The organism is Deinococcus misasensis DSM 22328 (genome assembly GCF_000745915.1).
In the GTDB taxonomy this organism is placed as follows: domain Bacteria; phylum Deinococcota; class Deinococci; order Deinococcales; family Deinococcaceae; genus Deinococcus_C; species Deinococcus_C misasensis.
In genome coordinates this window covers 1-24,942 of the sequence record NZ_JQKG01000041.1, presented here as the reverse complement: position 1 = coordinate 24,942, position 24,942 = coordinate 1, and the positions used below count along the sequence as shown (strand labels likewise).

18 protein-coding genes, 1 tRNA gene and 2 rRNA genes are annotated in these 24,942 nt (G+C 54.4%); 5 read left to right on the top strand and 16 right to left on the bottom strand.

Annotated elements, in window-relative coordinates:
• Positions 1-16 precede the first annotated feature (16 nt).
• The 3 genes from Q371_RS18970 (at position 17) to Q371_RS18960 (ending at position 3,551) form a co-directional block, all read left to right on the top strand.
• Positions 17-1,600, top strand: coding sequence for a patatin-like phospholipase family protein (locus Q371_RS18970; protein WP_034343387.1), 1,584 nt, complete (start codon positions 17-19; stop codon positions 1,598-1,600).
• 100 nt (positions 1,601-1,700) lie between these two features.
• Complete coding sequence (metK, locus tag Q371_RS18965) at positions 1,701-2,897, top strand: methionine adenosyltransferase (RefSeq protein WP_034343385.1); 1,197 nt, start codon at positions 1,701-1,703, stop codon at positions 2,895-2,897.
• 111 nt (positions 2,898-3,008) lie between these two features.
• Positions 3,009-3,551, top strand: a complete 543-nt coding sequence (locus Q371_RS18960; protein ID WP_034343383.1) for an RNA 2'-phosphotransferase — start codon at positions 3,009-3,011, stop codon at positions 3,549-3,551.
• On the opposite strand, the gene uvsE is transcribed toward Q371_RS18960, so the two are convergent.
• The 12 genes from uvsE to tgt form a co-directional block, all read right to left on the bottom strand.
• Positions 3,539-4,444, bottom strand: coding sequence for a UV DNA damage repair endonuclease UvsE (gene uvsE, locus Q371_RS18955; protein WP_211253863.1), 906 nt, complete (start codon positions 4,442-4,444; stop codon positions 3,539-3,541). The two genes, Q371_RS18960 and uvsE, sit on opposite strands and share 13 nt — an antisense overlap.
• A gap of 116 nt (positions 4,445-4,560) precedes the next feature.
• Positions 4,561-5,538: a malate dehydrogenase gene (locus Q371_RS18950; RefSeq protein WP_034343381.1), complete on the bottom strand. Its 978-nt coding sequence runs from the start codon at positions 5,536-5,538 to the stop codon at positions 4,561-4,563.
• Positions 5,539-5,710: 172 nt separating this feature from the next.
• Positions 5,711-6,100: a 50S ribosomal protein L19 gene (gene rplS / locus Q371_RS18945; RefSeq protein WP_051964806.1), complete on the bottom strand. Its 390-nt coding sequence runs from the start codon at positions 6,098-6,100 to the stop codon at positions 5,711-5,713.
• 364 nt (positions 6,101-6,464) lie between these two features.
• On the bottom strand, positions 6,465-7,007 hold the full coding sequence (locus Q371_RS26560; RefSeq protein ID WP_084571535.1) for an ankyrin repeat domain-containing protein: 543 nt from the start codon (positions 7,005-7,007) through the stop codon (positions 6,465-6,467).
• 251 nt (positions 7,008-7,258) lie between these two features.
• Positions 7,259-10,546: an efflux RND transporter permease subunit gene (locus tag Q371_RS18935; protein ID WP_034343379.1), complete on the bottom strand. Its 3,288-nt coding sequence runs from the start codon at positions 10,544-10,546 to the stop codon at positions 7,259-7,261.
• Positions 10,543-11,766 (bottom strand): efflux RND transporter periplasmic adaptor subunit, encoded by a 1,224-nt coding sequence (locus tag Q371_RS18930; protein WP_034343375.1) that lies wholly within the window; start codon positions 11,764-11,766, stop codon positions 10,543-10,545. Before Q371_RS18930 ends, Q371_RS18935 begins: the two co-directional genes overlap by 4 nt.
• On the bottom strand, positions 11,766-12,752 hold the full coding sequence (locus Q371_RS18925) for a TolC family protein (protein WP_034343373.1): 987 nt from the start codon (positions 12,750-12,752) through the stop codon (positions 11,766-11,768). Before Q371_RS18925 ends, Q371_RS18930 begins: the two co-directional genes overlap by 1 nt.
• Positions 12,749-14,029 (bottom strand): TolC family protein, encoded by a 1,281-nt coding sequence (locus Q371_RS18920; RefSeq protein WP_034343370.1) that lies wholly within the window; start codon positions 14,027-14,029, stop codon positions 12,749-12,751. The genes Q371_RS18925 and Q371_RS18920 overlap by 4 nt, the downstream gene beginning before the upstream one ends.
• The gene (locus Q371_RS26035; protein ID WP_051964804.1) at positions 14,026-14,523 is read right to left on the bottom strand and encodes a MarR family winged helix-turn-helix transcriptional regulator; all 498 of its coding nucleotides are present in this window, start codon (positions 14,521-14,523) and stop codon (positions 14,026-14,028) included. Before Q371_RS26035 ends, Q371_RS18920 begins: the two co-directional genes overlap by 4 nt.
• Positions 14,524-14,678: 155 nt before the next feature.
• Entirely contained in the window at positions 14,679-15,398 is a 720-nt protein-coding gene (locus Q371_RS18910; protein ID WP_034343367.1) for a tetratricopeptide repeat protein, read from the bottom strand.
• 89 nt (positions 15,399-15,487) lie between these two features.
• Positions 15,488-18,838: an S-layer homology domain-containing protein gene (locus Q371_RS18905; RefSeq protein WP_034343365.1), complete on the bottom strand. Its 3,351-nt coding sequence runs from the start codon at positions 18,836-18,838 to the stop codon at positions 15,488-15,490.
• 326 nt (positions 18,839-19,164) lie between these two features.
• Positions 19,165-20,316 (bottom strand): tRNA guanosine(34) transglycosylase Tgt, encoded by a 1,152-nt coding sequence (gene tgt, locus Q371_RS18900; protein WP_034343363.1) that lies wholly within the window; start codon positions 20,314-20,316, stop codon positions 19,165-19,167.
• Between the two features lie 106 nt (positions 20,317-20,422).
• Between tgt and Q371_RS18895 the strand changes: the two genes are divergently transcribed.
• Positions 20,423-21,217, top strand: coding sequence for a PaaX family transcriptional regulator (locus tag Q371_RS18895; RefSeq protein WP_034343361.1), 795 nt, complete (start codon positions 20,423-20,425; stop codon positions 21,215-21,217).
• Between the two features lie 275 nt (positions 21,218-21,492).
• Complete coding sequence (locus Q371_RS27235; protein ID WP_157442821.1) at positions 21,493-21,633, top strand: hypothetical protein; 141 nt, start codon at positions 21,493-21,495, stop codon at positions 21,631-21,633.
• A 131-nt stretch (positions 21,634-21,764) separates the two neighbouring features.
• On the opposite strand, the gene Q371_RS26030 is transcribed toward Q371_RS27235, so the two are convergent.
• The 4 genes from Q371_RS26030 to Q371_RS18875 form a co-directional block, all read right to left on the bottom strand.
• Positions 21,765-24,257, bottom strand: coding sequence for a helix-turn-helix domain-containing protein (locus tag Q371_RS26030; protein ID WP_051964803.1), 2,493 nt, complete (start codon positions 24,255-24,257; stop codon positions 21,765-21,767).
• A gap of 128 nt (positions 24,258-24,385) precedes the next feature.
• Positions 24,386-24,461 (bottom strand) — tRNA-Gly (locus Q371_RS18885).
• A 129-nt stretch (positions 24,462-24,590) separates the two neighbouring features.
• Positions 24,591-24,707 (bottom strand): 5S ribosomal RNA (gene rrf, locus Q371_RS18880).
• A gap of 61 nt (positions 24,708-24,768) precedes the next feature.
• Positions 24,769-24,942 (bottom strand): 23S ribosomal RNA (locus Q371_RS18875); the annotation flags it as partial.

Here is a 24,942-nt window from a genome sequence, read left to right as displayed (position 1 = left end):
ACTTTTGGAGGCATTCATGAAGGGTCTGGTTTTCAGCGGAGGGGGCATCCACTTTGCCACCCATGCAGGTGTGATGGAAGAACTGTTCAACAAAGATGCAGCAGGCATCCAGAGCTTTGAGGCCATTGTGGGCACCTCTGCAGGCAGCATCTATGGGGCTTTGCTGGCTGCAGGTTACACCCCCAAACAGGTGAGTTTGCTCAGTACCATCCTGTCACAACCCCCTTTTGGCAGCACCCTGTTTGACGCCGACCCGGGCAGTTTTGCAGCAGCCCTGCTGAAATACGACCTCAATTACGTGAAAGGGGCCGTCAAAGGCTGGAACCTGCTCTCGCTTTTTGAGGCGTTCTTGCACCGCGACACCGCACAGAAACTCCAGCAGATTTTGCACAGCGATGCCGACTGTGCTGCTGCACGCCCCCTTTTGATTGACCGTTACAACGTCAACCTCAAGGCCGAACGCACGGCGGCTTACTACGCACAGCAAATTCATTTTGGAGAGATTCCCAAGCAACTGTACATCGTGAGCACCAACGCCTATACCGGCCAGAACGTGGTTTTCACCAGAGTGGGGACCAAGGAAGAAGAACTGGCCCGTGAAAACCAGCTTTGCTTTCCCACCGACTACATCAACTCCAGCAACAGCATCGAAACGGCAGTGCAGTTGCAAGCCATCAAGGTGTCCTCCCAACCGGACAACCCAGAGCACCTGCACCTCAGGCGTTTTGAACACCGGGTCTACTGGGAATTTGACCGCAGCCTGTACGGCGAACAGTTGCCTTTGTCGGTGGCGATCCGTTGCAGCATGAGCATCCCCGGCGTGTTTGAGCCTTACTGGCTGCAGAAAACCCTCGAAAAAGGCGAAACGGTGCTGGACCCTTTCATCGATGGTGGGGTCACCAGCAACTTCGCGGTCAGTGTGGCCATTCATAAAGCGCTCGGGAACTGTCAGGATGTGCTGGGCATCTCCCTGACCAACCTCGGGTACCGCCTGCCCGATCCCAGGGTCACCGACAACGCTGTGTCCATCCTGCTCAGAAGTTTTGATTACTCTGGCGACGCCATTCTGGACCTGATGCGCGAAGAGGCCGACCTCGACCACAAGCGTTTCACCATCATCAACGCCATGAGCCAACTGAACATTCCCCTTACCGGGGTCTCGCAACTTCCCCTGTTGATCGATGAAGGCAAAAAAATCGCTCAGGATTATTGGGACACCGCCACCCGCTTTTTTGGGTCCGAGCAGATTCCAGAGATGTTCAAAAACCCCGGCGAAATGATGATTTACCTGTCTGACGCAGCCACCACAGGTTCGGATGCCTTTGAAGACCTCAAACAACAAAAATCCAACCTGCTGCCCTCGCCCACAGAGGCAGATGTGGCCAACCTGCTGGGCGGTTTCCAGAAAGGGGGCGCATGGCTGTGGGTCAGTGTGGTGATTTTGCTGGCCTTGTGCGGTGCGGTCAGTCTGTTGCTCAGCCTGCTCAGAATGCTGGGAGGCTCTGGCATCTGGAACGTCCTGTGGTTGCTGGCGCTCACCGGAGGGGCTTACTTTTTGCTGCGGCAATACGCTCTGGGGTTGGTGCGCAAAGGGAAATAGCAGCGCAGAATGCTATCCAAATCCTTTTGGGCTTTTCCCCCTCCATGTTATGCTGTTTCCCACTTGGAGTGACTTTTTTGTCGCTCAGGAGAGGTAACCCATGCGCAAATACTACACTTCTGAATCGGTGTCCGAAGGGCACCCGGACAAGCTGGCGGATTTGATTTCCGACAGCATCCTTGATGAATTTCTCCGTCAGGAACCCACCGCCCGAGTTGCCGTTGAAACCCTCGTCACCACTGGCATGGCCGTGGTTGCTGGAGAAGTCACCGCCCAGAGCGCCTATGTGGACGTGCAAAACGTGGTCCGCAAAGCCGTGCGCAGCGTCGGTTACACCCGTGCCCACTACGGCTTCGATGCCGATTACTCTGCCGTGATGTCCACCATCCACGAGCAAAGCCCCGACATTGCAGATGGGGTCAATTACTCCGAAGAGTGGCGCAACATGTCCGAAGAGGACCGCTCAAAGCCCGAAAACCGCTTCAGCATGATCGGGGCCGGAGATCAGGGCCTCATGTTCGGTTACGCCACCAACGAAACCCCCGAACTGATGCCCCTTCCCATCACCCTTGCCCACGGCATCACCCGTCGCATTGCCCAGATCCGCAAGGAAGGCATGCTGGACTACCTGCGCCCTGACGCCAAAGCACAGGTCACTGTGGTCCGCGAAAAAGACGACGTGTGGGTGGACACCGTGGTCATCTCCACCCAGCACAACGAAAAAGTCGAGCAGTCCCAGATCAGAGAAGACATGCTGGCTCTGGTGATCCGCCACGTCATCCCCGAGAACTACCTGAGGGAAGACACCAAGTACTTCATCAACCCCTCGGGCAAATTTGTGATTGGGGGTCCACACGGAGACACCGGCCTGACAGGGCGCAAAATCATCGTGGACACCTACGGTGGAGCCGTCCCACACGGTGGGGGCGCTTTCTCCGGCAAAGACCCCACCAAAGTGGACCGCAGTGCTGCTTACTACGCCCGTTACATTGCCAAGAACATCGTGGCAGCCGGACTCGCTGATAAAGCTCTGGTGGAAGTGTCTTATGCGATTGGTCGGGCCAACCCTGTTTCCATGCGCGTAGATACGTATGGCACAGGAAAAATCAAAGACAGCCAGATCACAGAGTTGGTGAAGAAGCACTTTGATGCCCGTCCTCAGGCCATCATTGCAGAGCTGGACCTGCGCCGTCCGATTTACGCGCAGACCGCTGCTTACGGTCACTTTGGCCGCCCCGAGTTCCCCTGGGAGCAAACCTCCAAAGCCGAGGCCCTCAGAAAAGCTGCTGGCCTGTAAACCCTGAAACCTGAAATACCCCCGAGGATGGGCTCGGGGGTGTTTTGCTGTCCATCTGACTTAAGCCACCTGTGTCTGGGTCTGAAACGTGCTTTCTTCTATGCTGATCCTATGAACTGGATCAAACTTGAAAAATCATTGTCATTTCTGCTCAGGCATTCTCCAGAGACCCTGCAATTGCAAATGGACCCTGAAGGCTGGGTGGACACAGACGCCCTCGTCAAAGCCGTCAAATTCAAAGAATCCCGATTTGACCTGAAAGCCTTACAAAAAATTGTGCGTGACAGCCAGAAACAGCGCTTTTCCTTTTCTGAAGATGGAAGCAAAATCCGTGCCAATCAGGGGCACTCTGTGAAGATTGACCTGAAACTCTCTCCCACTACGCCTCCAGAGCTGCTGTATCACGGCACCGTGGAGCGTTTTCTGGACAGCATCATGCAAGACGGTCTGAAGAAAGGGGACCGCCAGCATGTGCACCTCTCTCTGGACCTTGAAACCGCGCAGAAAGTCGGCCAGCGGCGTGGCAAACCCATCATCCTGACCGTGAATGCCCGAAAGATGCATGAAGAAGGGCATCTGTTTTACGTGTCAGACAACGGGGTGTGGCTCACCGAGCAGGTGCCTCCACAACATCTGAACCTTCATCTGCCTTGAGCCTTCAAAGCCGCCATCAAACCCTGAATGGCGGTTTCTTTGGCTTTGGCTTCCACCTCAATCCAAGGGACGTCCCAGAGGGCCTCGGGAAAGTCGGTGATCAGGTCGTGGTGCCTGCTGTCGTGGATGCCCTCTTTTCCACTGGACAGGTGCACCACCTGCCATGAGGGGTCCGGCCACGTCTCGCGGGACAGTTTCACCCACTGCTCGATGCTGGGATCCGACAGGGACGGCAGTTTCTCTTTGACCACATGGTGGTGGGCATCAAAGACCATCGGAACACCCGCAGCAATACAGGCTTCAAAAATATCTCTGGCCGAATAGGTTTTCTCGTCGTTCTCCAGAGTCAGACGGGACTTCACGCTGTCAGACAGGGTGTGGATGGTTTCCACCAGCTTGAATCCCCTGCCCCCTTTGCCTCCGTGGATGTTCATGAACGACCATGCAGACCTCGGGAGGCCCAGCAGATCCATCACCCATCCGTGGTGCTCCAGATGCTGCACACTGTTCTGGATGACCTTTTCGGATTCCGAACTCAGGACCACAAACTGATCAGGATGCACCCCCACCCGCACCCCGAGTTGCAGGGCTTTTTTGCCCACCTCAGAAAGCTGGTCTTGCATCTCCAGCAAAATGCTTTTCCCGAGCCCATCTTCCAGATCACTTAAAGGAAACAGGTTGGCGGTCACCCGGTACAGCTTCCAGCCCTGCTGGTGCACATAATCCAGCGCGAAAAGCAGCATGTTCAGGTTGCTCTGGTACAAGTCAGAGAGCCTGCTGCGTTGTTCCGCTTCGGAAAACTGTTTGTAACGGGCCAGGGTCATGGTCCGGTAGCGCACCTCTGGACCACAGGTGATGCAGACCAGACCCAGTTCAGGAAGGGGCTTTTTCACAGTAGGGGTATTTTGCCTGAAGATGCCAACCAGAACCGCATGCAGAAATACCAAAAATCCTCTCCCTGCGAGAGGGAGAGGACCGAGCGCAGCTCGTGGAGAGGGTCAAGAGAGGGTCAGCTGAACAGGTGAGCAATCGCAGCAGCTTCTTCTTGCAGCTCTTGCAGGGTGGCTTCCATGCGCTCTCTGGAGAAGTCGTTCACAGGGAGGCCCTGAACGATTTCGTAGTCGCCATCTTTGCAGATGCAGGGGTAGCCGTAGACCACACCCTCGGGGATGCCGTAGCTTCCGTCAGAGGGAACACCCATGGACACGTATTTGTCTCCGGTGCCCAGAGCCCAGTCGCGCATGTGGTCAATGGCAGCACTGGCAGCACTGGCAGCGCTGGACAGGCCACGGGCTTCGATGATTGCAGCACCGCGTTTTTGCACGGTGGGGATGAAGTCATTCACCAGGTAGGCTTCGTCCACTTGCTCAGCGAAGCTCTTGCCATTCACTTTGGCGTTGTAAGGATCGGGGTACTGGGTGGCGCTGTGGTTGCCCCAGATGATCACATCTTCCACGTCGGTGGAGGCCACGCCCAGTTTGCCAGCAATCTGGGAGATGGCGCGGTTGTGGTCCAGACGCACCATGGCGTGGAACTGGCGGGGAGAGAGGTCAGGTGCGCTCTTGGAGGCAATCAGGGCGTTGGTGTTGGCAGGGTTGCCCACCACCAGCACTTTCACATTGCGGGAGGCCACATCGTTGATGGCTTTGCCCTGCACGGTAAAAATGGCACCGTTGGCTTCCAGCAGGTCTTTGCGCTCCATGCCTTTGCTGCGGGGGCGTGCACCCACCAACAGGGCATAATCGGCATCTTTGAAGGCCACGTTGGGATCATCGGTCTGCACGATTCCGGCCAGCAGGGGGAAAGCGCAGTCTTCGAGTTCCATGGCCACACCCTTCAGGGCGTTCAGACCCTGGGGAATTTCCAGCAATTGCAGGATCACGGGTTGATCTTTGCCAAGCATGTCGCCAGCGGCAATGCGGAAAAGCAAGCTGTAACCAATCTGTCCTGCGGCTCCGGTGACTGCGACTCTAACAGGGGTTTTCATTTTGAATCTCCTTTAACCTGGGTTAACCTTCCCAATGTTAAGGCTTTCGTCCCGGGGATTCAAACCCAAAATGTCCCGAATGTTCACTGCACTGGGAACAAACACCCTGCCAAAAGCCCAAAAAAGCGAAGGGGAGCCCGAAGGCCCCCCTTTTGAAACCCTGCAACAGGGTTTACTTGCTGTTTTTGCCAACCTGCAGCATACGACCACGGTCGGCTTTGATTTTGGCAGCTTTGCCGCGCAGTTCACGCAGGTAGTACAGTTTGCTGCGACGCACTTTACCGCGTTCCAGCACAGTCACGCCCTGAATGATGGGGCTGTTGAAGGGGAAGACACGCTCCACACCTTCGCCAAAGGAAATCTTGCGCACAGTGAAGCTTTTGCCAGCGCCACTGTTGTTGATGGCAATGACAACGCCTTCGAAAGCCTGCACACGGGTGCGGTTGCCTTCGACCACTTTGGTGTCCACGCGCACGGTGTCACCAGCGCGGAACTCGGGGATGTCGGTGCGGATTTGCGCCTGGGTCACACTGCGCAGAATGCTGTTGCGGTTGATGGTCATGACATGCTCCTTCGCAAAAGGCGGACCAATGCTCCAGAAAAAATGCCCTCTCGGGCGGAGTCATTGTTCACTTTCACTTCATGCCGTTTTGGCACGTAAAAAAGAGTTTATCACGGGGCGGGTCAGGGAGTCCAGAGGGGCTTTTTTGAGAGGCTTGTAGAGGACAGACGTGCCTTGCCCGAGAGCCGAGAGCCGAGAGCCGAGAGCCGAGAGTATGATTTGCCACACAGGAAAAATCATCAAGGGAAACGTCTGTAGGGGCGAGGCGTGTCTCGCCCTGAATGCTTCAGCCAAAGCTTTTATAGCCCTCGGCCCTATGCTCTCGGCCCTCGGCAATTTTTAGTCCTCAGCGTGCTGCAGGTCCCTACCTCAGCAAATCCACCAATTTGGACCCAATCAGTTGTGCCCTCTCCAGAGGGGTTTTGCCTTCACGGTCACGGGTGCGGCGGTCTGCACCGTGTTGCAGCAGGTATTCCACCATGGCACGGTCTCCTTTGACCACAGCAACGTGCAGAGGGGTGAGGGTGCCTTCGGGTTCATTGACAGGTGCACCATTTTGAATCAGCCACTGGAGCACCTCAAAGTTGCCGCCCATGATGGCATGGAAGACCACGCTCAGGCCGTGTGCCCCTCGGGCCCGGACACACTCGGGGTGTTTTTGAACGGTGCTCTGGACAGCTTCAAGTTCTCCCAGAGCGGCCCATGCACAGATGTCCGGGCGGGCTCCGTGTTCGATCAGGTACTGCATGATGTCTTTGTTCCCCACGTGGGCCGCAGCCCCGAGGGGTGTTTCGTTCCAGCTTGCCCGGGCGTGGATCAGTTCAGGTTGGTGTTGGAGCAGGTGTTGCACTTTGTTCAGGTCATGGTGGGCAGCCATCACAAAGCTGTTCTGCTCTTCGAGCTTCATAGGGCCATTCTAGGTTTGCTTTTTCGAAATCGGTGTGATGAAAACCTGTGCTTGTGCAGTGATAAAGGTCACCTGAAAATCCTGATTTGCTGCTAAGATTCTGTTTTTCATTGCTCTGGGGTCGTTTTTTGTTGATTGGGGTGCAGCTTTCCATGAAACCACTTTGAAGGTTTGGTGGGAAAGTTGAGCAAACAAAACAAGAACCCCACTTTCATGGGGTTCTTCCTGATTGACAAATTCGAAAGGGTGTCTTATTCAGCAACCAGACGTTCACCGCGTTCAAAACGCTTGCGTTCGAACAGGTAGAACACCGCTGGCACCACATACAGGGTCAGGATGGTTCCCGTGAGCACCCCACCCAGCACAATCACCCCGAGAGGTTTGCGAAGCTCTCCACCTTCACCAATGCCCAGAATCAGGGGCAAGGAAATCACCAGCACGGTGATGGTGGTCATCAAAATTGGACGCAGACGCAGTTTGGCGGCTTCCACCAGAGCTTCACGAAGGTCCTGGCTCTGGGCTTCACGCACCACGAAGTCCAGCAAGAGGATGGCGTTCTTGGTGACCAGACCGATCAAGAGCACGGTTCCCAGCACACTGACCACGTCCAGACCGGTGCCAAACCAGTAACTGAACCAGAAGGCACCCACCAGAGCCAGCGGAATGGGAAGCAGGATGTAGAAGGGATAACGGAAGCTGTTGAACTGGCTGGCGATCACCAGAAAGTTGAGGATCAGGGCCAGACCGAATGCGAAGGGGGCTGCACTGGCAAGGTCTCCCACGAAGGCACTGCTGCCGTCTTCTTCAAGGGTCACCTGATCGTCAATGATCTTCTTGTCCTTGAATTCATTTTGCAGTTCGCCTTGCACCTGAAAGAGGCCGGGAGCACCGGGACGCAAATTGGCGTAAACCGTGGTGCCAAATTGCTGGTCCTGACGGGACAAGCGGGCAGGCGCACGGCTGGACTCGAATTTGCCCAGAGAAGACAGTGGGATGGTTTGCTGCAAAGCAGGTGCATAGATGGGCAAGGACAGCAAGGCCGATTCTGTGCCGATCACAGTGGGATCTGCCTTCAGGACGATGTCGTACTCTTCCCCACTGCGGCGCACCACACCAGCACTTGCACCCGAGTTGTAGGTGCGCAGTGTGTTGGCAATGTCAAAGGGAGTGATGCCGGTGCCCACCAGTTTTTCACGGTCAGGCACAAACACCTGCTCGGGGGTGGTTTCGGAAAGGTCACTGCGCACATCGGTGGTGTAGTCCTTGGAACGCAACACCTCCAGCATCTTGGCAGTGCGTTCTTCCAGAAGCTCGGGGGTGGGGGCTTTCAGGAAGTAAGCGATGTCGCTTTCCCCTTGCGGTCCACCCTGAGGAATCTGCAGTTTCACATCCACCTGAGGGTTGTTTTTGTACAGCTCTGCGACGTCTTTGCGGTAGGCTTCGGCCAGAGCATACACGTCACTGGAACGTTCTTTTTTCTTGACCATTTCAACCGTCAAGCGGGCACGCTCAGGACCGTTCACGCCCACCTGGGTTTCCACCACTTTCACCTCGGGCTTTTGCAGGAAGTAATTTTCCAGCAAGCGCACATTTTCGTTGGTGCTTTCCAGGTTGATGCCTTTGGGCTGTTTGAGGTTCACGATGATGATGCTGTTGTCGGTTTTGGGGGTGAAGTTGAAGGGGATTTTGGGTCCCACAATGCCGACAGACCCGAGGGCCAGCACAGCAAGCACAATCACCACAGCGGGACGTTTGAGGCCAGCGGCCAGCGTGCTGGCATAAACATTTTGCAGACCATTGAATCCGCGGTTGTTGAGTTCGTGCAGGTTGGTGGCACTGGCATTGAACAGCTCAAAGAAGATGTTGAACAGGTACACCAAGAGGGCATACACCAGAGGGTAAGCCAGCAATCCGATCAGGTAGATGGCCCCTCCCATCTGGAACAACGCCACCCCATAGCCCAGCAACAGAACCCAGCTGAAGGGCACTTTCCACCAGGTCTTCAGGCCATGAATCAGGTTTTTGGGACCGATGGTGTGGGCCAAAGCCTCCTTGAAGGTCAGCTCTTTGGGGTCCGGGAAGTAGGCCATCCGCACGGTCAGGAAGAACAGGGCTTCTGCCCATGAAACCGCAACCGCTGCAGCCAGCACCACACCGAACTGCTGGAAGAATTGACCCACAATGCCGGGCAGGAAGCTGATCGGAATGAACACCGCCATCAGAGACAGGGTGGAGGCAGACACCGCACTGGTGACTTCACTGGCCCCCTTGAGCACCGAGTCTTTGAGGTTGAACCCCAACCGCCGGTAGCGCTCCACGTTCTCTGCCACCACAATGGAGTCGTCCACCACGATCCCAATCGCCACAATGATGGCCAGAAGGGAGATGATGTTGAAGGTGAACCCCAGAATCGGGAACATGATGATGGCACCCAGAATGGAAATCGGAATCGCCAGCACCACCGAAAACACGGTGTTGAGTTTTCCGAGGAACACCAGACACACGATGCTCACCACGATGATGGTCAGGTAAGCGTCTTTCCAGGTGTCATCCACCTGCAATTTGATGGCTTCGGTGGTGTCGGAAACCACGGTGGTTTTGTAGCCCTCGGGCAGTTTCAATGCTGCAAGTTCTTTGCGGATGTCTGCAGCCACCGCCACGCTGTTGGCATCGCTGCTTTTTTGCACAGAAAGGGTGATGACCGGCTCACCGTTCACACGGCTGTACGTTTCCAGTTCAGCACTGCTGTCACGCACCACAGCCACATCCTGCACCCTCAGGCCACGGGAGGTGTCCACAATGATCTGGGCCACATCCTCGGGGGTTTTGGCGGTGTTCCTCAGGCTGTAGGTGATGCGCTCACCCTGAATGTTGCTCGATCCGGCAGCAAGGTTCAGGCTGTTTGCAGAAATGGCCTGAGAGATCTGAGAAGGGGTGATGCGGTAATTGGCCAGTTTGGCCGGGTCCAGCAACACCTGCACTTCACGCTCTGGGGCACCCGTGACAGCGACCCCCGTGACCCCATCCACCCGCTGGATTTTCAGCTTCAGGATGTCTTCGGCGTAATCGGCCACTTCCAGAAGGTCCTTGCCGGGAGCACTGAGGGCCACCGACAGGATCGGGGTTCCGGTGGGATCAAACTTCTGGACCACCGGAGCGTTGGCATCGGAAGGCAGGCTGGCCCGGGCGCTGTTCACCCGCTGGGAAACCTCCACAGCAGCCTGATCCACGTCCTTGCCGTAATCGAACTGCACAATCACCTGCGAGACGTTTTCGTTGCTCACCGAGCTCAGGGAATCGATCCCCGGCAAAGTGGCCAGAGCGTCCTCGATGGGTTTGGAAATCTGGTTGGCGACCTCCTCGGGTCCGGCTCCGGGGTAGGTGGTGACCACCGCCACCACCGGAACTTCGAATTTGGGCAGCACATCCACCCCGATGCCCCGGAAACTCAGAATGCCAATCAGAATCAACGCCCCGAAGATCGCCGTCGCGAACACAAAGCGGTTCACGAAGAACTTGACGATCGGGCTTTCTCTCACTCGACCACCTCAACCCGTGTGCCATCGGTCAGTTCGGCAGGGAGGGGAAAAATCACACGCTGGCCGGTTTCCAGTCCAGCAAGGGCCACTTTGCCATCGGCTTCACCCATGCGACGCACCGAAACCGCTCTGGCCAGACCGTCCTTGACCACAAAAACCCGGGTTTGCCCTTCAGACACCCTGAGGGCACTGGCGGGAACCAGAGCACCTTCGGCAATCTGCAAACTGTATTTCAGGGTTGCGGTGCTGCCCGCAGGAATGCCTGCAGCGTTCAGTCGGGCCACCAGTTCGATCAGGCGGTCCTGACCGGGCACCTCGCTCTGGCGCACCAGTTTGGCGCTGTAATCTTTGCCGCCGTATTTCAGGACCAGAGAAGTTCCCTGTGTGAACTGGGTGGCCTGCTCTGGAGGCAGTCTGAAGACCCCTTCCAGTGTGGAAGGATCGGAAATGCGGAAGGCTCTGGAACCGGTGCTCAGGAATTCACCCACATTCACGGTGACTTCGTTGATGACCCCATTGAAGGGGGCTTTCACACGGGCATCACCCAGAGCTTTCTGGGCATTTTGCAACTGGTTCTGGGCCTGACTGACCTGCACGGCCAGCAAAGCCAGATCCTCCTGACCGGAACGCTGGGTGCGGGTCAGGTTGTCCTGGGCGTTTTGCAGCTGGTTTTCTGCATTGCTGACGTTCAGGTTCAGGTTCTGGAGGTCCAACTGGGCAATCCCACCCACTTTTTGCAGTTCCAGACCTTCGTTGTAGCGCTTCTGGGCAAGTTGCAGGCTCTGGCGGGCCGTGGCCACCTGTGCCTGCAGGAGGCTGGTGTTTTCCTGCTGTGCCCTTCTGGCCTTGTCCAGATTGATCTGTGCAGACCGCACAGCAAGCTGGGCATTGCTGAGTTGGGTTTGCAGTTGGGCGGTGTCCAGCTCAATCACCGTCTGGCCTGCAGTCACCTGCGTGCCCTCTGGGGCCAGAATGGCCTTGACCTGACCGCTTCCCGTGCTGCCCACAAAGCTTTCCTTGACCGGGTTCAGGGTCACGTTGACGGTGCGGTCGCTTTTCAGCACGCCCGAGGAAGCTTCCACCACACGCACCTTGCGGGTGAGTTCTTCACGCACCTCCTGCTTGGTGGGTTCGGTGGTCTGGGACTGCTCCTTGTCTTTGGGGGTGCATGCGGCCAAAAGAAGCGCAGCCGTCACCCCGAGGAGCCACAATTTGCGCATCAGCGGCCCCCTGAACCTGCTTGAAATCCGTAGTAAGCCTTCAGGTAAGCGTTGCGGGCTTGCAGCAGACCGAATTCGGCTTGCAGGTCACGCAGTTCGGCTTGCAGGTAATCGAAGGGGCTGATCAAACCACCAGCAAGGCGCTTTTTCTGATTGGCCAGTTGCTCTTTGGCGTTTTCACGGGCTTTGACCTGTACGTTGTAACTTTTCTGGGCAGAGAGCAGGTTGTCATACAGGCTCTGGGCTTGCACTTTCAGGCTGTTTTTGATGTCCGAGAGGTTCTGCTGGGCACTGGTCAGGCTGCTCTTGGCACTGTCAATCTGGGTCTGGGCTGCATAGCTGGGGTCCAGCAAATCCACCTGCATCTGGGTGAGTTCCACGGCATTCACCAGTTGCAAAGTGTTGGGGTTGCGCTCCACGATCTGTGCAATCGCATCGGTTTTGGGAAGCTCTGGCAGGGCAAACTGGTCGTTGATTTTCTCAAAAGGACCGATCAGGTTGGCGAGGTTTTGTTTGGAGAGGTTGTATCCGTTGGTCGCTGCAGCCACGTTTTTCTCGGCATCGGCAAGCTGGCGTTCTGCATCCTTGACATCCAGAGCGGTGCCACTGCCGTTCTTCTGGCGGATCTGGGAAATTTTCAGGGCCTGCTCAAACACGTCGGTGGATTTCTGGGCCAACGTCACCTGAAACTGGGCTTCCAGCACCCCTGTGAACGCACTGACAATCTGGGACTGTGCCTGACGGACCGCATCGTCGTACTTCACGGTGGCGGTTTTGACCCTCTGGCGGGCTTGCACTTCGGTGGGACGGGTGAGGAGGGGATCGGAGAGGGTGCGGGTCAGATTGGACTGGGCATCATCGACCTCAAGTTTGGCCAGCACCACGCTGCCCACCCGGTCCACCTGCTTGAGGGCTTCGGGAAGGGTGTACTGCTGCGCGAAAGCACTGCTGGCCAGAAACATCAACACAAACACGGATTTTTTCATGGGTTCACCTCAATGGGGGGTAGGGCGTAGAAGCGGTAGACGTCTAAAGTGCGGGACAGGACATCCAGTTTGGCTTGCCGTTCAGCAAGTTGAGCCTGACTGAGGTCCAGAATGGCTTTCAGGGTTTGCAAAGGGCTGTTCAGACCCAGCTCTTCGCGTTTCTGGGCTTCGGAAAGGGCCAGAGTCGCATTGCTGACCGCCTGTGATTTCAGAACCAGTTGCCTCTGGGCTTGCTCATGGCGCACCTTCAGGCTGGCTTCTTGAAGTTCACGACTCCGGGCTGCATTCTTGACATTCAAATCGGCGGCTGCCATCTGGGCGTCTGCTGCACTGAGGGCATCTGCAATGCTGGGGGTGAGGGTAAATTTGAGACCCACTTTGATCTGACTGTTCAGAACTTGCGTTTGGGCAGGCTTGGACTGGTAATTGTAGGTGAGAGCAGGTTGCAAACTGCCTGAGTCCAGAGACGCAATCAAGAAGTTGTTGTCATCCAGTTGGTAGGTGTAACTGGCGTTCAACACAGGCAGGAAACGGCGTTTGATGCCTTCCACCTGAATGCGGGTCTGCTCTCGAGCAAACAGGGCAGATTGTTGTTCAGCACTCAGGGCAGAGGTGGGGTATTTGAGGTTCTCTGGGATCTCCACTTTCTGGTTGCCCACCCAGAGGCTGAGGTTCAATTCTGCCAGACGGATGTTTTCATCCGCAGCTTTCAATTGTTCTTGAGCTTGCTGGTAGGCATTTTCAGAGTCCCGCAATTCGGCAGGACTGATGCCTCCTTTGCTGGCGCGCAAACGGGCCACTTCGAGGCTTTTGAATGCAAGCTGCTCTGCACTCTGGGCTAAAGCTTTGCCCTGTTGGGCCAATTGCAACTGGTAAGCAGCAGACATCACTTGCACTTGTGCAGCTGTCAGTGCGGACCGAAACCCCAACTGAGCCTGCTGCACTCCGAGTTGTGCTTGTGCCAGTTGATCGGCAGCGTCTCCGTAAGGGAACAACTTGAAGGCAGCGGTCAGTGTGGCGTCCCAACTGGAACTGTCTTGAGGCCATTGGCCAGCAGGAACCCCAGCGGGTGCATCCAAAAAGTCAGACGATTGAAAGTTGCTTTGCCCCACCAGAGTCACAGGTGAATTCAAACCATCCACCTGTGCCTGAGCAGCCCTGACCTGCAACTGGGCTGCCTGCACGCTCGGGTGTTTGAGGAGTTCACTGACCCATGCCTGTGCGTGCCCCATCGAAACGCTGAGGACAACCCCCAGCAACCACCATTTTTGCTTCACGGTTTCTCCTTCATGTGCTGGGCATACCAGCTTTCCAGTGTGTTGATGACCTCTTGAACCACCTGCAAGTCTGCTCTGGGCACCCCAGCAAAAAGCTCATGCGCATGCTGGTTCCAATCATCCTCCAGCTCCTGCAAAAGGGCTTCCCCCTTTGGGAGGAGGCGCACCCGAATCACCCGCCGGTCGGTGGGATCCGGAGTGCGCTCCAAAAGGGCCATGTTTTCCATCCGGTCAATCAGTGCAGTGTTGGTGGCTGGGGTCATGCCCATCGCCCGGGCAATGTCACTGACACTGACCGGTGTTTCCAGGTTTCTTGGAGGCATCTTGCCACCCACAATCTGCAGCACACCGTAGTGCACATGATGCAGACCATGGTGTTCCAGCACACGTCCCATGTATGTGTGGGCCATGTACATGAGCTTCAGGTGCCCCTCTGCAAGTTGCAGAATCAGAGGGTCCCACGGCCCATTTCTTTCGGAATCCGAAGTATTCATGAAAGAATTATTTCAGGTTCCGAAATATTCAATGGTGACCCACCCCACAGGAACTGAAGCGAAACTTAAAAATCCTGCCTTTTCCTGCTGTGAACTGTAAAGCCGCCAACAAAAAATCCCCTCTGGTAAGGGGATTTTTGTGCACAATCACTGGTTTACTTGCGCAAGGTTGCCAGAGCAGAAGCTGCTGCGGTGTAATCCGGATCAATGGCAAGCACTTGCTGGTACATGGACCGCGCAGAAGCCCGGTCATTGAGGGCCTCATACGTCTGGCCCAACCAGTAATACAGCTCTGGAAAAGCAGGATGGGTCAAGGCCACGCCTGATTTCTCCAGCACCTCCACACCTTGTTGCAGATGCTGCAAAGCCTCTCCATGTTGTTTCAAGGAATACAACACCATGCCCATGTTCAAAAAAGGCCAGGGTTGGTTCGGCTCAAGGGCCTCGGCAAAAACAAAAGCTTCTTTGGCCACCTCCAACTTTCCAAAACGCCAGGCGGTGGTTCCCCAATCCATCGCATACTGGTAATTGTTTCCCAGATACCCCGCTGCTTTGAGGTCCACCAGAGCCTCTACATTCTTGCCCAGATCGGCCAGTGAAAGGCCCCGAACCCAGAACGCTTCTGCCGACCACTGAGCAGCAGGAACTTTTTTCAATTCAGCAAGCGCTTGATTGGGATTGCCCTGCAGATAAAACACCCTTGCCAACAAAATTCGTCCTGCGCCCTGAGCGTCGCGGGTCAGCAAAGCTTGCAATTGTACACGGGCAGAATCCAATTCACCCATTTCAATGAGGTCACGAACACCATTTAAACTCTGGCCCTGGGCCACACCCAGCATCAAAAACACCCAGACCGCCACACCCTTCAAACGCATAACAGAACCATACCATGCAAAGCTGAAACAGAAAGGAAACCAAAAAAGAAACCTCCGGGCGTCCCCGGAGGTTTCTCTGGAAGTCAGGTTTAGAACTTGACTTTGTAGCTGATCTTGAAGGCTTGACCGTTGCTGATGGCGCCACCTTCGTTGAGGGTGAAGTCGCCGTAAGCGAAGTTCAGGTCGTAGTAGTTCCACTCACCGTAGATACCGCCCAGGGTGATGTCTGCAGCACCGTTGGAGTCAGCAAAGTTACCATCTTTACCGGTGACAGTGAAAGGCAGGTAAACACGGTTCTTGCCTTGCCATCCAGCCCAGGTCAGAGCAAAGGTGCTCTTGTCGAACAGGAAAGCATCAGACTTGACGCCCAAGGTGTAGGACAGGGTGGTGGCAGTGTAGTCTGCCTTGTCGTTGTGATCGGTGCTTTCATAGGTCACACCAGCAACGAAGGAGGGTTTGAATGCAGCATCAAGTGTTGCAGTTCTGGCACTCACACCGATTTTGAAGTTGGAGTAGTCATCGGTACCGGCATCGGCGTCCAAGACGTTCTTCACGGAGGCTTCAGGCTTCACAGTCAGAACACCAGCAGTGAAGGTGGCATCGGCAGAAGCGTAGATGGTGGTGCGATCCATATCAGCAGGACCATATTCGGTACCATTGTCGGTCACACCACTGTCCACTTTGACTCCAGCTTTGACATTGACAGGGCCCAAAGCACCTTTAACGTCTACACCGAATTCACTGTTCAGGGGATCTTTAAAAGCACCCACAGCATAAAGAACGGCAGGGGTTTTGGAGTAAGAAGCACCATCAACCATCACGTTTTGGAAGTAGCCGTTGACGTCAAAACCAGCCAGTTTCACACCTGCAGTTGCCTTGATACGGGCCAGGCTGACATCCGCGCCACCAGAATGAATGGCCAGAGTGTCATAGTAGGCCCCAACCGTCACAATGGACAGGCTTCCACTGGCATTCACACCAAAACCAGTCATGTAGGCATCAGCGGGAGTTTCATAATTAGCAATGCGGTCGAAATAGCCACCCACGGTGAAAGCTCCAAAGGAAGCCTTGACGTCAACGTGTGCACCTTGGGTACCCTTAACAAGCACATCACCGAAGGGCACTTTGTTATCATCCCCGGAGTCGTTGGAAACGCCTCTGAAATCAGGATCCAGACTCCACACATCGGCTCTGACGCTCAAAGGACCAGCAGTTCCATCAGCATGTGCATAGAAGATGCTGGAATTGTCAGTTGTCGTGACGCCACCAACAACAGCAGTGTCATTTTCGGTGGCATATTCGCTCTGGATGTTCCAGCCAGCAATCTTGGTTTTCAGATCAGCACCAAGGACTGTCTGTGTCACACTGTCAGCACCAAAAGTGGAATCCGTACCGTCCTGAGCAGCATTCAAACCGAGGGTGGTGTCAGCCATAGGGCTGAGGGTGGCACGAATACCACGGTTGTAAGAACCATCATATTCACTGCCATAAGCCACTGTGATTTTGGGAGACAGACCGCCCAGACCAGGCAGCGTGCTGCCATCGACGGTAGCCAAGAAACCATCACCAAAGCCAATGCCTTTTTCGTTGTCAAAGACAAATGGGGTGAATTGGGTTTTCAGGGTCTCGCCAACAGTGAACTTGATGGGAGCACCATTGATGTCAAATTGGGTGGTTACACCTTTGACATAAAAACCAAGGCCGGCAGTGTAGTTGGGATCACCAGCACTGAAGCCATCGTATCCCACAGTTCCACTGGGGCTCAGGTCAGTTAAGCCGAACTCAGCAACCACTTTGTGGACATTAAAAGCCTGGGTGTCAGAAGCCATGGCACCACTGTAGGCACTCTTGCCTTCAATGCCCTTGTTGGCAAAATCCAAAGTGAGGCTCAAGGTGGTGAGTGTTTCTCCGATCACAGAACCAGAGTTGGTCTCTTCACCAATCAGCACTTCACCTGGCAGCAAGGTGTAGCTGTCAGCAGTGACAACTTTGTCAATCGCACCGTTACCGTTGGTATCGATGTAGAAGATTTTGTCGTTTGCAACACCAAAACCACTGTCACCCACGATCAGCAGAGCTTGGTCGAATGCAGCACCAGGACCAAAGTCACCGAAATCGGCCCAGTCAATGGCAGAATCTTTGGTGTCGCTGTCGCCATCCACACCACTGCTGAACTTGGTGCCAGGAATGATGCGGTCAATGTCAAAGTTTTGACCGGTCACACGGCTGACATAGTACTCACTGGTCAGGCTGCCGCTCACGCTGAAGCCGAAGGTGCCGTTCAGGGTGTTGAACTTGCCTTGCAGGTCGCTCAGGTTGGTTTCGACAACGGTCACGCGGTTGGTGAGGTCGGTCAGATCGCGGTTCAGGTTGGTGAAGCGAGCGTCGACGTCCTCGGCGTTGGCCTTGTCGGATTCCAGAGCGGAGATGCGGTCTTCCAGACCGACGATGTCCTCGTTGAGGAGCACGGTCAGGTCTTGCAGGGCCACGATGCTGGCAGCGTTGGACTCGATTTGCTCGGTCTGGCCTTCAACGGTGGCAGCCACATCGCCCACGGTGCCTTCGAGTTCGTCAACGCGCACGTTCACGTCATCGATGGCGCCAGCCAGCTCTTCAATGCGGGCATTGATTTCTTCCAGAACAGCAGCGTTTTCTTCGCCGGCAGCAGCCAGTTCGTCAACGCGAGCGTTCAGGTCGTCGATGCTGACGGCCACGTCATCCAGGGTGGCAGCCAGTTCGTCAACGCGGCCGTTCAGGTCGTCTTGGCCAGCAGCCAGATCTTCCAGAGCAGCGGTGACGTCGCCGTTGTCTTCGCCTTCACCAGCGCCAGCTTCGAGGGCTTCAACGCGGCTGGTCAGTTCGTCTTGAGCAGTGGCCAGTTCTTCGAGTTGGTTCACCAGCTCGTCCAGAGCACCGGTCAGGTCTTCGATCTGGGCAGCAGCAGCTTCGTCAGCAGCCACGAGTTCGTCGATGGCGGCTTGCACTTCGGCGCCAGCGCCTTCGTCGCCACCTTCAACGGGCTCACCTTTGTCGCCAGCGGCTTCTTCCAGAGCAGCAATGCGCTCTTCGAGAACAGCCACGTCGTCTTTGGTGGCGGCGTTGTCTTCGACGTCAGCAATGCGGACGCCGAGGGCAGCCAGTTCGCTGCTCAGCTCTTGAACAGCGTTTTTGAGGGACTCAACGGTTTCGTTGTCCAGTCCGCCCACCACAGTGGTGTTCTGAAGGCAGCGGGCCAGGATCAGGGCAGCTTGGTAACGGGTGAGGCCTTCATTGCCACGGAAGGTGCCATCGGGGAAACCGATGATGCAACCTTGAGCGGCCATTTTTTCAACGGCGTCTTTGGCCCAGTGGCCAGCGGGTACGTCGCTGAAGTTGGCCTGCGCGAATGCACCACCGAAAGAAAGGGCGGCGGTTACGGCCAGAACTGCTTTCAATTTCATACTTACCCCCTAATAAAGTTCGCATCGGTACTGTTGTGTCGGGTTGCACAGGTGGGGCGAGTTGCCGAGTTTCCTCTCCCGGAGACGTTGAACACTTCAGTACTTCTGCAGGTCTGTTGCATGGCAGCATCAATTCTGAGTTTTCCTCTAGAACAGTTAAGCACCAATACAAAAGACCATGCTAATCATACACATCATCAGCTTGATAGGTCAAGGGAAAGATGAGAGTAAGCCATCAGCATTAAGGATCAATTTACGCTCCTTGACGGCAAAATCCTGTGAGAACACTGACAATTGCTCTCATCTCTGCAGAAATTCCTCAGTTTCTACTCATTTGAGGAGGCCCTTAATGCTTCTGAGAACCACTCGGGGAGTGCTCCACCAAAATACACTTCGCCCCACTGGGTTGCCCATTCCACATAAGTATTTGTTTCAATGGCAGACCGGGCTTTCTCCACCAGACGGTGCAAATACCGCAAATTGTGTAAAGACAGCATCCTTGGACCCAGCATTTCTTCTGCACGCATCAGGTGGGCCAGATAAGCACGGGTGTAATTTCGACAGCAATAGCAATCGCAAGTTTCATCCACAGGCCGCATGTCGGTTCTCATGCTGGCTTTGTTGAGGTTGATGCGCCCCTGATCGGTCAATCCATACCCAAAACGCCCGGTTCGGGTGGGGTACACACAGTCAAACATGTCCACTCCGAGCCCAATGGCGGCCACCAGATCTTCAGGATGCCCCACACCCATCAGATAACGGGGTTTGTTGTCGGGCAAATGTCGGGCGGTAAAATCCACCATGGGGTACATCTCTTCTTTGGACTCTCCAACCGCCAATCCACCAATGGCAAAACCGGGAGTGTTGAAAGGCAGGGTGGCTTCAAGGCTCTGGAGGCGCAGATTCTCATACACTCCACCCTGCACAATGGCAAACAAGGCTTGATCGTCTCGGGTTTTGACCTTCAAGCAGCGCTCCAGCCAGCGCACTGTACGCTCCAAGCTGTTTTTCACATACTCAGGGCTGGCAGGATGTGGAGGACACTCATCGAAAGCCATGATCACATCGGCACCCAGAGCCTCTTGCACTTGAATGGAACGCTCTGGAGTGAGGTGAACCAGACTGCCATCAATGTGGTTCCTGAAGGTCACCCCTTCTTCTTTGATGGTCCGCATGTGTCCCAGACTCATCACTTGAAACCCACCAGAGTCGGTCAGAAAAGGACCGGGATAGGCTGTGAAACCCGGAAGTCCTCCATGCTGTCGCACCAGTTCTTCGCCAGGACGCAACATCAGGTGATAGGTGTTCCCCAGAATCATTTGTGAGCCCACATCCAGCAACTCTTGAGGGCTCACCCCTTTGACGGTACCCTGTGTGCCCACAGGCATGAACATGGGGGTGGTGACGGTTCCTCTGGGGGTGTGGAAAGTGGCTTTTCTTGCACGGCCTGAAGTGGCCTGGATTTCAAACTCAAACACTCCACCACTTTACCTCAGAAGCCAGAGGGCTTTGGAATGCACCGTTTCCCTGCGATGCCACCACACCTGAACACGCGAGGACAAGTCGTGTAATCTATGAAAAGCCATGCGAGCCCGTTCTACCCTCTTCACCATCCTTGGAGAATATGTCAATCCTTTGCGCGAAGCCATCTGGGTGGGGAGCATTCTGGAGTGGATGGATGTGCTGGGCTTCAATGAGCCTGCTGTTCGTGCTGCCATTTCCAGAGCACAACGCAATGGCTGGCTGGAAGCCGAGAAATTGGGCCGCAAAAGTTACTACCGCATCACCGGAGATGTGCAATGGCGCATTGATGGCCTGCTGCAACGTCTTTACCCTCAAGAATCCAACCACTGGGATGGGCTCTGGCGGGTCCTCATTTACACCATTCCCGAAAGCAAACGGGAAAAGCGGGACAAGTTCCGCAAAGAGCTCAGCCTGATGGGATTTGGAATGCTCACGGGCGGGGTCTGGATCTGTCCCAATCCCAAAGCCAGAGATGCTCTGGATCTGGCCCGTGCCCACACCTTGGAACAGGAAGTGGAAATTTTTGAGGCCACCCGGCTGCACCAGAACCACCATGAATTGATCGCTCATGCATGGGACCTCAGTTACATCAACACCTACTATCAAGCCTTTCTGCAGGAATTTGAACATGCACCTCTGCCAGAGGATCCCAAAGATGCTTTTTATGAATTCATCCGCATGCTTCATGCCTACCGCAAATTTTTGTTTTTTGATCCCAGTTTTCCGGTGGAGTTGAGACCTAAACCCGATTGGGGCGAAGTGGCGCATCAGCTTTTTTTGGAAAGAAGACGCATCCTCAAAACACATGCCCTTCCATTTGTCTCCGAAACCCTGAAAACACCGGAACCCACTTGAGGGTTTCATGTGCCAAGAACCTTCATGCTTAAAGAAGGTTTCTCATCATGCATCACGCAAAGAAATGTTAAAAACAAAGTTGTTGTGATCTGTCCTTAAAGAGGTTGTCAAAAAGACCGAAGCGATGACAACCCTTTCTCAACCCCCCATCGGTTAAGACTGAAGCATAGCATTGAGATGGGTTGCTTCAAATTCACAGGAGCAACAGAAAACAGCAGGATGCTTCTGTTGAAGCATCTTTCATTCGAGTTTTCACCATCTGCTGGAGGCCCGAGATGAAGAAGCGCGCTTTACTGATTGTGATGATGGCTGTGGGTATTCTGTCCTCTCAAGCTGCTCTGGCAGGCGATCCAGGTCCCTTTCCTCCGCCGGTACCGATCAAGACCAATGCTGTAATCGTTTCAACTGCGCTCTGAATCTTTCGATGCTCACGCCCTGCTGTGCAAACACAGCAGGGTTTTGTTTTTTGATCCGAAACAGGGCAGACTTCACCACAGATGGATCTCCCAGCTTCTTCTGATTCCCAACAAAGATTCAAACCGTTGGATCAGTTCATTTCCAATTCTTCGCGCAAACGGGCAACCTGGGAAAACACAAAAGCATAATGCTGGCTGTGTCGGGGCAGCAAAGAGGAGAGGTGCTCCCAAACTTCCAGGTCATCTTTCATGACCTCTGCCAAAGGCAAAATGTCTTCTATATTTTGTGAAGCTTCCACCAGAGCCTTGACCTGCCCTTCAAGCAACTGACGAAAATTTTCAATTCCGGGGGCCCGGGAATGCTCCAGCAAACGCCCCTGGTAAACATGCGTCACCCTGCCCAGATCACCCCTCTTCAGGGCATGTTGCAATTCCAGAAAGTCTGCTTGAACATCAAGGGCCAGTTTGTATGGTTGAGATTGAATGGGTACAATGCGCCTCAATCTGGAAATCAAAGCTTTTAAATTGCTGTAGTTGCCCTCATCCCCATACAGTTCCAGCAACAATTGTTCTCCAGACAGGCCCTGTGGAAACAGAGCCAACAAGACAATGATTTCGGTTTGCCGGGGAGACAATTCCAGAATTTCCGCTCCAATGGCCACACGGGTCTCTCCAAGAGTCTGCAAGTACAGCGTGTTGGGATCAGGCAATTTCTGAGCAGAGGGTTGCAAAAGCTGCACAGAGGCTGTGTATTCCAACTGCTCATGCAAAGTCAATCTCTTCAAATATTCAAGTTCGGCTGGATCTTCTCTGTCATTCTGGGACCTTCCCAGACGCTCCAGCAACATTTTTTGCAACAAAGGAACTGCAATCCATGAGCGTTCTGAATACTTGAACTTTTCCAGCTTTTCCAGAATTTGCAAATGCTCCAACGCTTCCTCAGGGCGGGTCTGGACCAGAGAAACCGCCATGGCAAGATGGGCATAGCGTTTTCGCCAGGATTCAGCATCTGCGCACAAAGCCATGGCCTCTCTGGCATAGCGTTGGGCCTCATCATCACGCCCCAGAGCCACCAGCAAACGCACCAGATGGTAGGCAAAACGCCCTTTGTCCTGGCGATGGTATCCATTCCATATTTCCACCCAGAAGGAAAGGGCTTTTTCCGGGTGACCTGCAATCAAACAGTATTCACTCCAGGTGGTGTTGAAATAGTAGTACAGGGTTTCACTGGTGCTTTTGGCCAGCTTCATGGCAGATTGCAATGACGTTTCAAGACCCTCCAGCTCTCCGCTCAAGATCTTCATGTAATGCCACATGTTGATGGTCAACAGACGGTCCACCACATTGACCACAGAGAGGCCATTCAAATACTGAACAGACCAGTTTGCCCAATGCAAAGCTTCTTGCAGCTGGTTGTTCAACAGCAAAGCATAAGGCAAATTGCTGGACGCTCGAATGATCTGCAATGAATTTTCTTCTTGCTCAGCGAGCCGCACGGCCTCAAAACTGAGTTCAACAAAATGCTGAACATCATCCAGCTTCTGAATTTGCCAGCGAAATGCTCGGGCAAGGGCATGCACCGTCAATGCCGAACGTTTGCCCTGCACTGCCTGCACTGCCTGGCGATAACCTTCATCTCCAGCCCCAAAAAACCACAAATATGCAGCCAGGGCACGCAGTTCTGGGGCTTCATGGTCCTGCAGGTATGCCAGAACCTCTGCATGCATGGCTTGATGCTGGTCCATCAGGTAAGCCGTTTCAAGCCTCCAACGCAAAACCTGCTCGTTTTGCATGAGGTCTGCCGGCAATCTGTTCAACACCCGCAGCAGTTGTTCATGTTCACCTTGCAGCACCAAGCGAGACGCTGAAGTTTCCAGAAACTCCAAAACTTTCTCTGGAAAAGCGTCCACCGCCAGATCCAGAGCCTCCAGGTGTTTGCCTTTCTTCAACAAAAGCGGCAACAAAAATGCAGGTTGAATCTCCACCTCAAAACCTTTGGGCAATCTGCGTCCTGAAGCACAGGGCTGATGCGGAATGGCCCAGCCCTTTTGCAAATGGGCTTCCACCCAGAATTTCTCGAAAACCCCCTGACTTTTCTGATAAACCTTTTGAATGGCTTCGGGTGCCAGACCCAATCCTTGACCTGCAATTTCTTGGGCTTCTTCAGGGGTCAACCGCAATTCGGCTCTGGAAATCACCACAAGTGCTTGTGAGGGCATTTCCCCCAGCAAAATCACCTGATGGCCCAGTTCAATCAACTGAACAAAAAGGTCATCCAGGGCAGGAACGCGTTCAATGCCCGAGTACACAAAGCAATACCGATCAAAAACAGCATCGTAGCGCTGCAAAATGGTGGCAATGTACGGCGGAGTGATGCCATAGTCCAGGATGTTCTGCTCCAGTGTCTGGTTGAAGGCTTCCACCATCTTGTTGGTCTGGGCCACCAGGTCCTGATGCTCCCGTTCTGTCAACTCAAACCACACCAGAGGAAACAGGTGCTTTCTCAAAGCATCCAGCACATAAGGACCTCCGTACTCTGGTGGTGCACAGAATTGCACCATCCCTCTGGAGTGCAGAACCTTTGCCTGCAAGCGCTGGAACCACTTTGATTCAAGAAAAGACATTCTACTCCTATCTTAATGATTTCAGGAGGAAACAGGTCCACATCCATGGGATGAATGCCATACATGTCACAACACATGCCAGAAGCAAAACAAAAAAAGGAGGGCCTAACAGCCCTCCTTTCAATTTTTGGAGCGGGTAACGAGACTCGAACTCGTGACCTCAACCTTGGCAAGGTCGCGCTCTACCAACTGAGCTACACCCGCACTCCACACCAACCCAACAGGATCAGCAGCAAACACAATAACAAAACTTCTCCCCCAGGTCAAGCCCCGAGATTCCGCTCTGCAACGCAAAAACACCACCCCAAATCCGGGACACCAAAACAAAAAAACCCCCCGCGTCGCTCTACTCTCCCAAGCAATCACTCACTCAGTACCATCGACGAAACAGCGTTTCACGACCCAGTTCGGAATGGGATGGGGTGGGACCACTGCTCTATGAACACGGGGGAATCTACTCTTTTTAAGACTCCCAAAAGAATGCGAACCAGGACAGTATCATTGCAACTTAAAGGTCAAGACCTCGACTCATTAGTATCAGTCCGCTCAACGCCTCTCAACGCTTACACGCCTGACCTATCAACCAAGTGGTCTACTTGGAGTCTTACCAGCTTTCGCTGTGGGAAATCTCATCTTGAGGCTGGCTTCCCGCTTAGATGCTTTCAGCGGTTATCCATTCCGCACA

Excerpts from the sequence above, each read along its gene's own strand:
- Q371_RS26560 (WP_084571535.1), bottom strand. The coding sequence starts at position 7,007 with ATGAAGCTCGAAGAGCAGAACAGCTTTGTGATGGCTGCCCACCATGAC.
- Q371_RS27235 (WP_157442821.1), top strand. The coding sequence starts at position 21,493 with ATGAAGAAGCGCGCTTTACTGATTGTGATGATGGCTGTGGGTATTCTG.
- Q371_RS18925 (WP_034343373.1), bottom strand. The coding sequence starts at position 12,752 with ATGAAAAAATCCGTGTTTGTGTTGATGTTTCTGGCCAGCAGTGCTTTC.
- Q371_RS26035 (WP_051964804.1), bottom strand. The coding sequence starts at position 14,523 with ATGAATACTTCGGATTCCGAAAGAAATGGGCCGTGGGACCCTCTGATT.
- Q371_RS18895 (WP_034343361.1), top strand. The coding sequence starts at position 20,423 with ATGCGAGCCCGTTCTACCCTCTTCACCATCCTTGGAGAATATGTCAAT.
- Q371_RS18905 (WP_034343365.1), bottom strand. The coding sequence starts at position 18,838 with ATGAAATTGAAAGCAGTTCTGGCCGTAACCGCCGCCCTTTCTTTCGGT.
- Q371_RS18950 (WP_034343381.1), bottom strand. The coding sequence starts at position 5,538 with ATGAAAACCCCTGTTAGAGTCGCAGTCACCGGAGCCGCAGGACAGATT.
- Q371_RS18960 (WP_034343383.1), top strand. The coding sequence starts at position 3,009 with ATGAACTGGATCAAACTTGAAAAATCATTGTCATTTCTGCTCAGGCAT.
- Q371_RS18930 (WP_034343375.1), bottom strand. The coding sequence starts at position 11,766 with ATGCGCAAATTGTGGCTCCTCGGGGTGACGGCTGCGCTTCTTTTGGCC.
- metK (WP_034343385.1), top strand. The coding sequence starts at position 1,701 with ATGCGCAAATACTACACTTCTGAATCGGTGTCCGAAGGGCACCCGGAC.
- Q371_RS18910 (WP_034343367.1), bottom strand. The coding sequence starts at position 15,398 with ATGCGTTTGAAGGGTGTGGCGGTCTGGGTGTTTTTGATGCTGGGTGTG.
- Q371_RS26030 (WP_051964803.1), bottom strand. The coding sequence starts at position 24,257 with ATGTCTTTTCTTGAATCAAAGTGGTTCCAGCGCTTGCAGGCAAAGGTT.
- Q371_RS18970 (WP_034343387.1), top strand. The coding sequence starts at position 17 with ATGAAGGGTCTGGTTTTCAGCGGAGGGGGCATCCACTTTGCCACCCAT.
- rplS (WP_051964806.1), bottom strand. The coding sequence starts at position 6,100 with ATGACCATCAACCGCAACAGCATTCTGCGCAGTGTGACCCAGGCGCAA.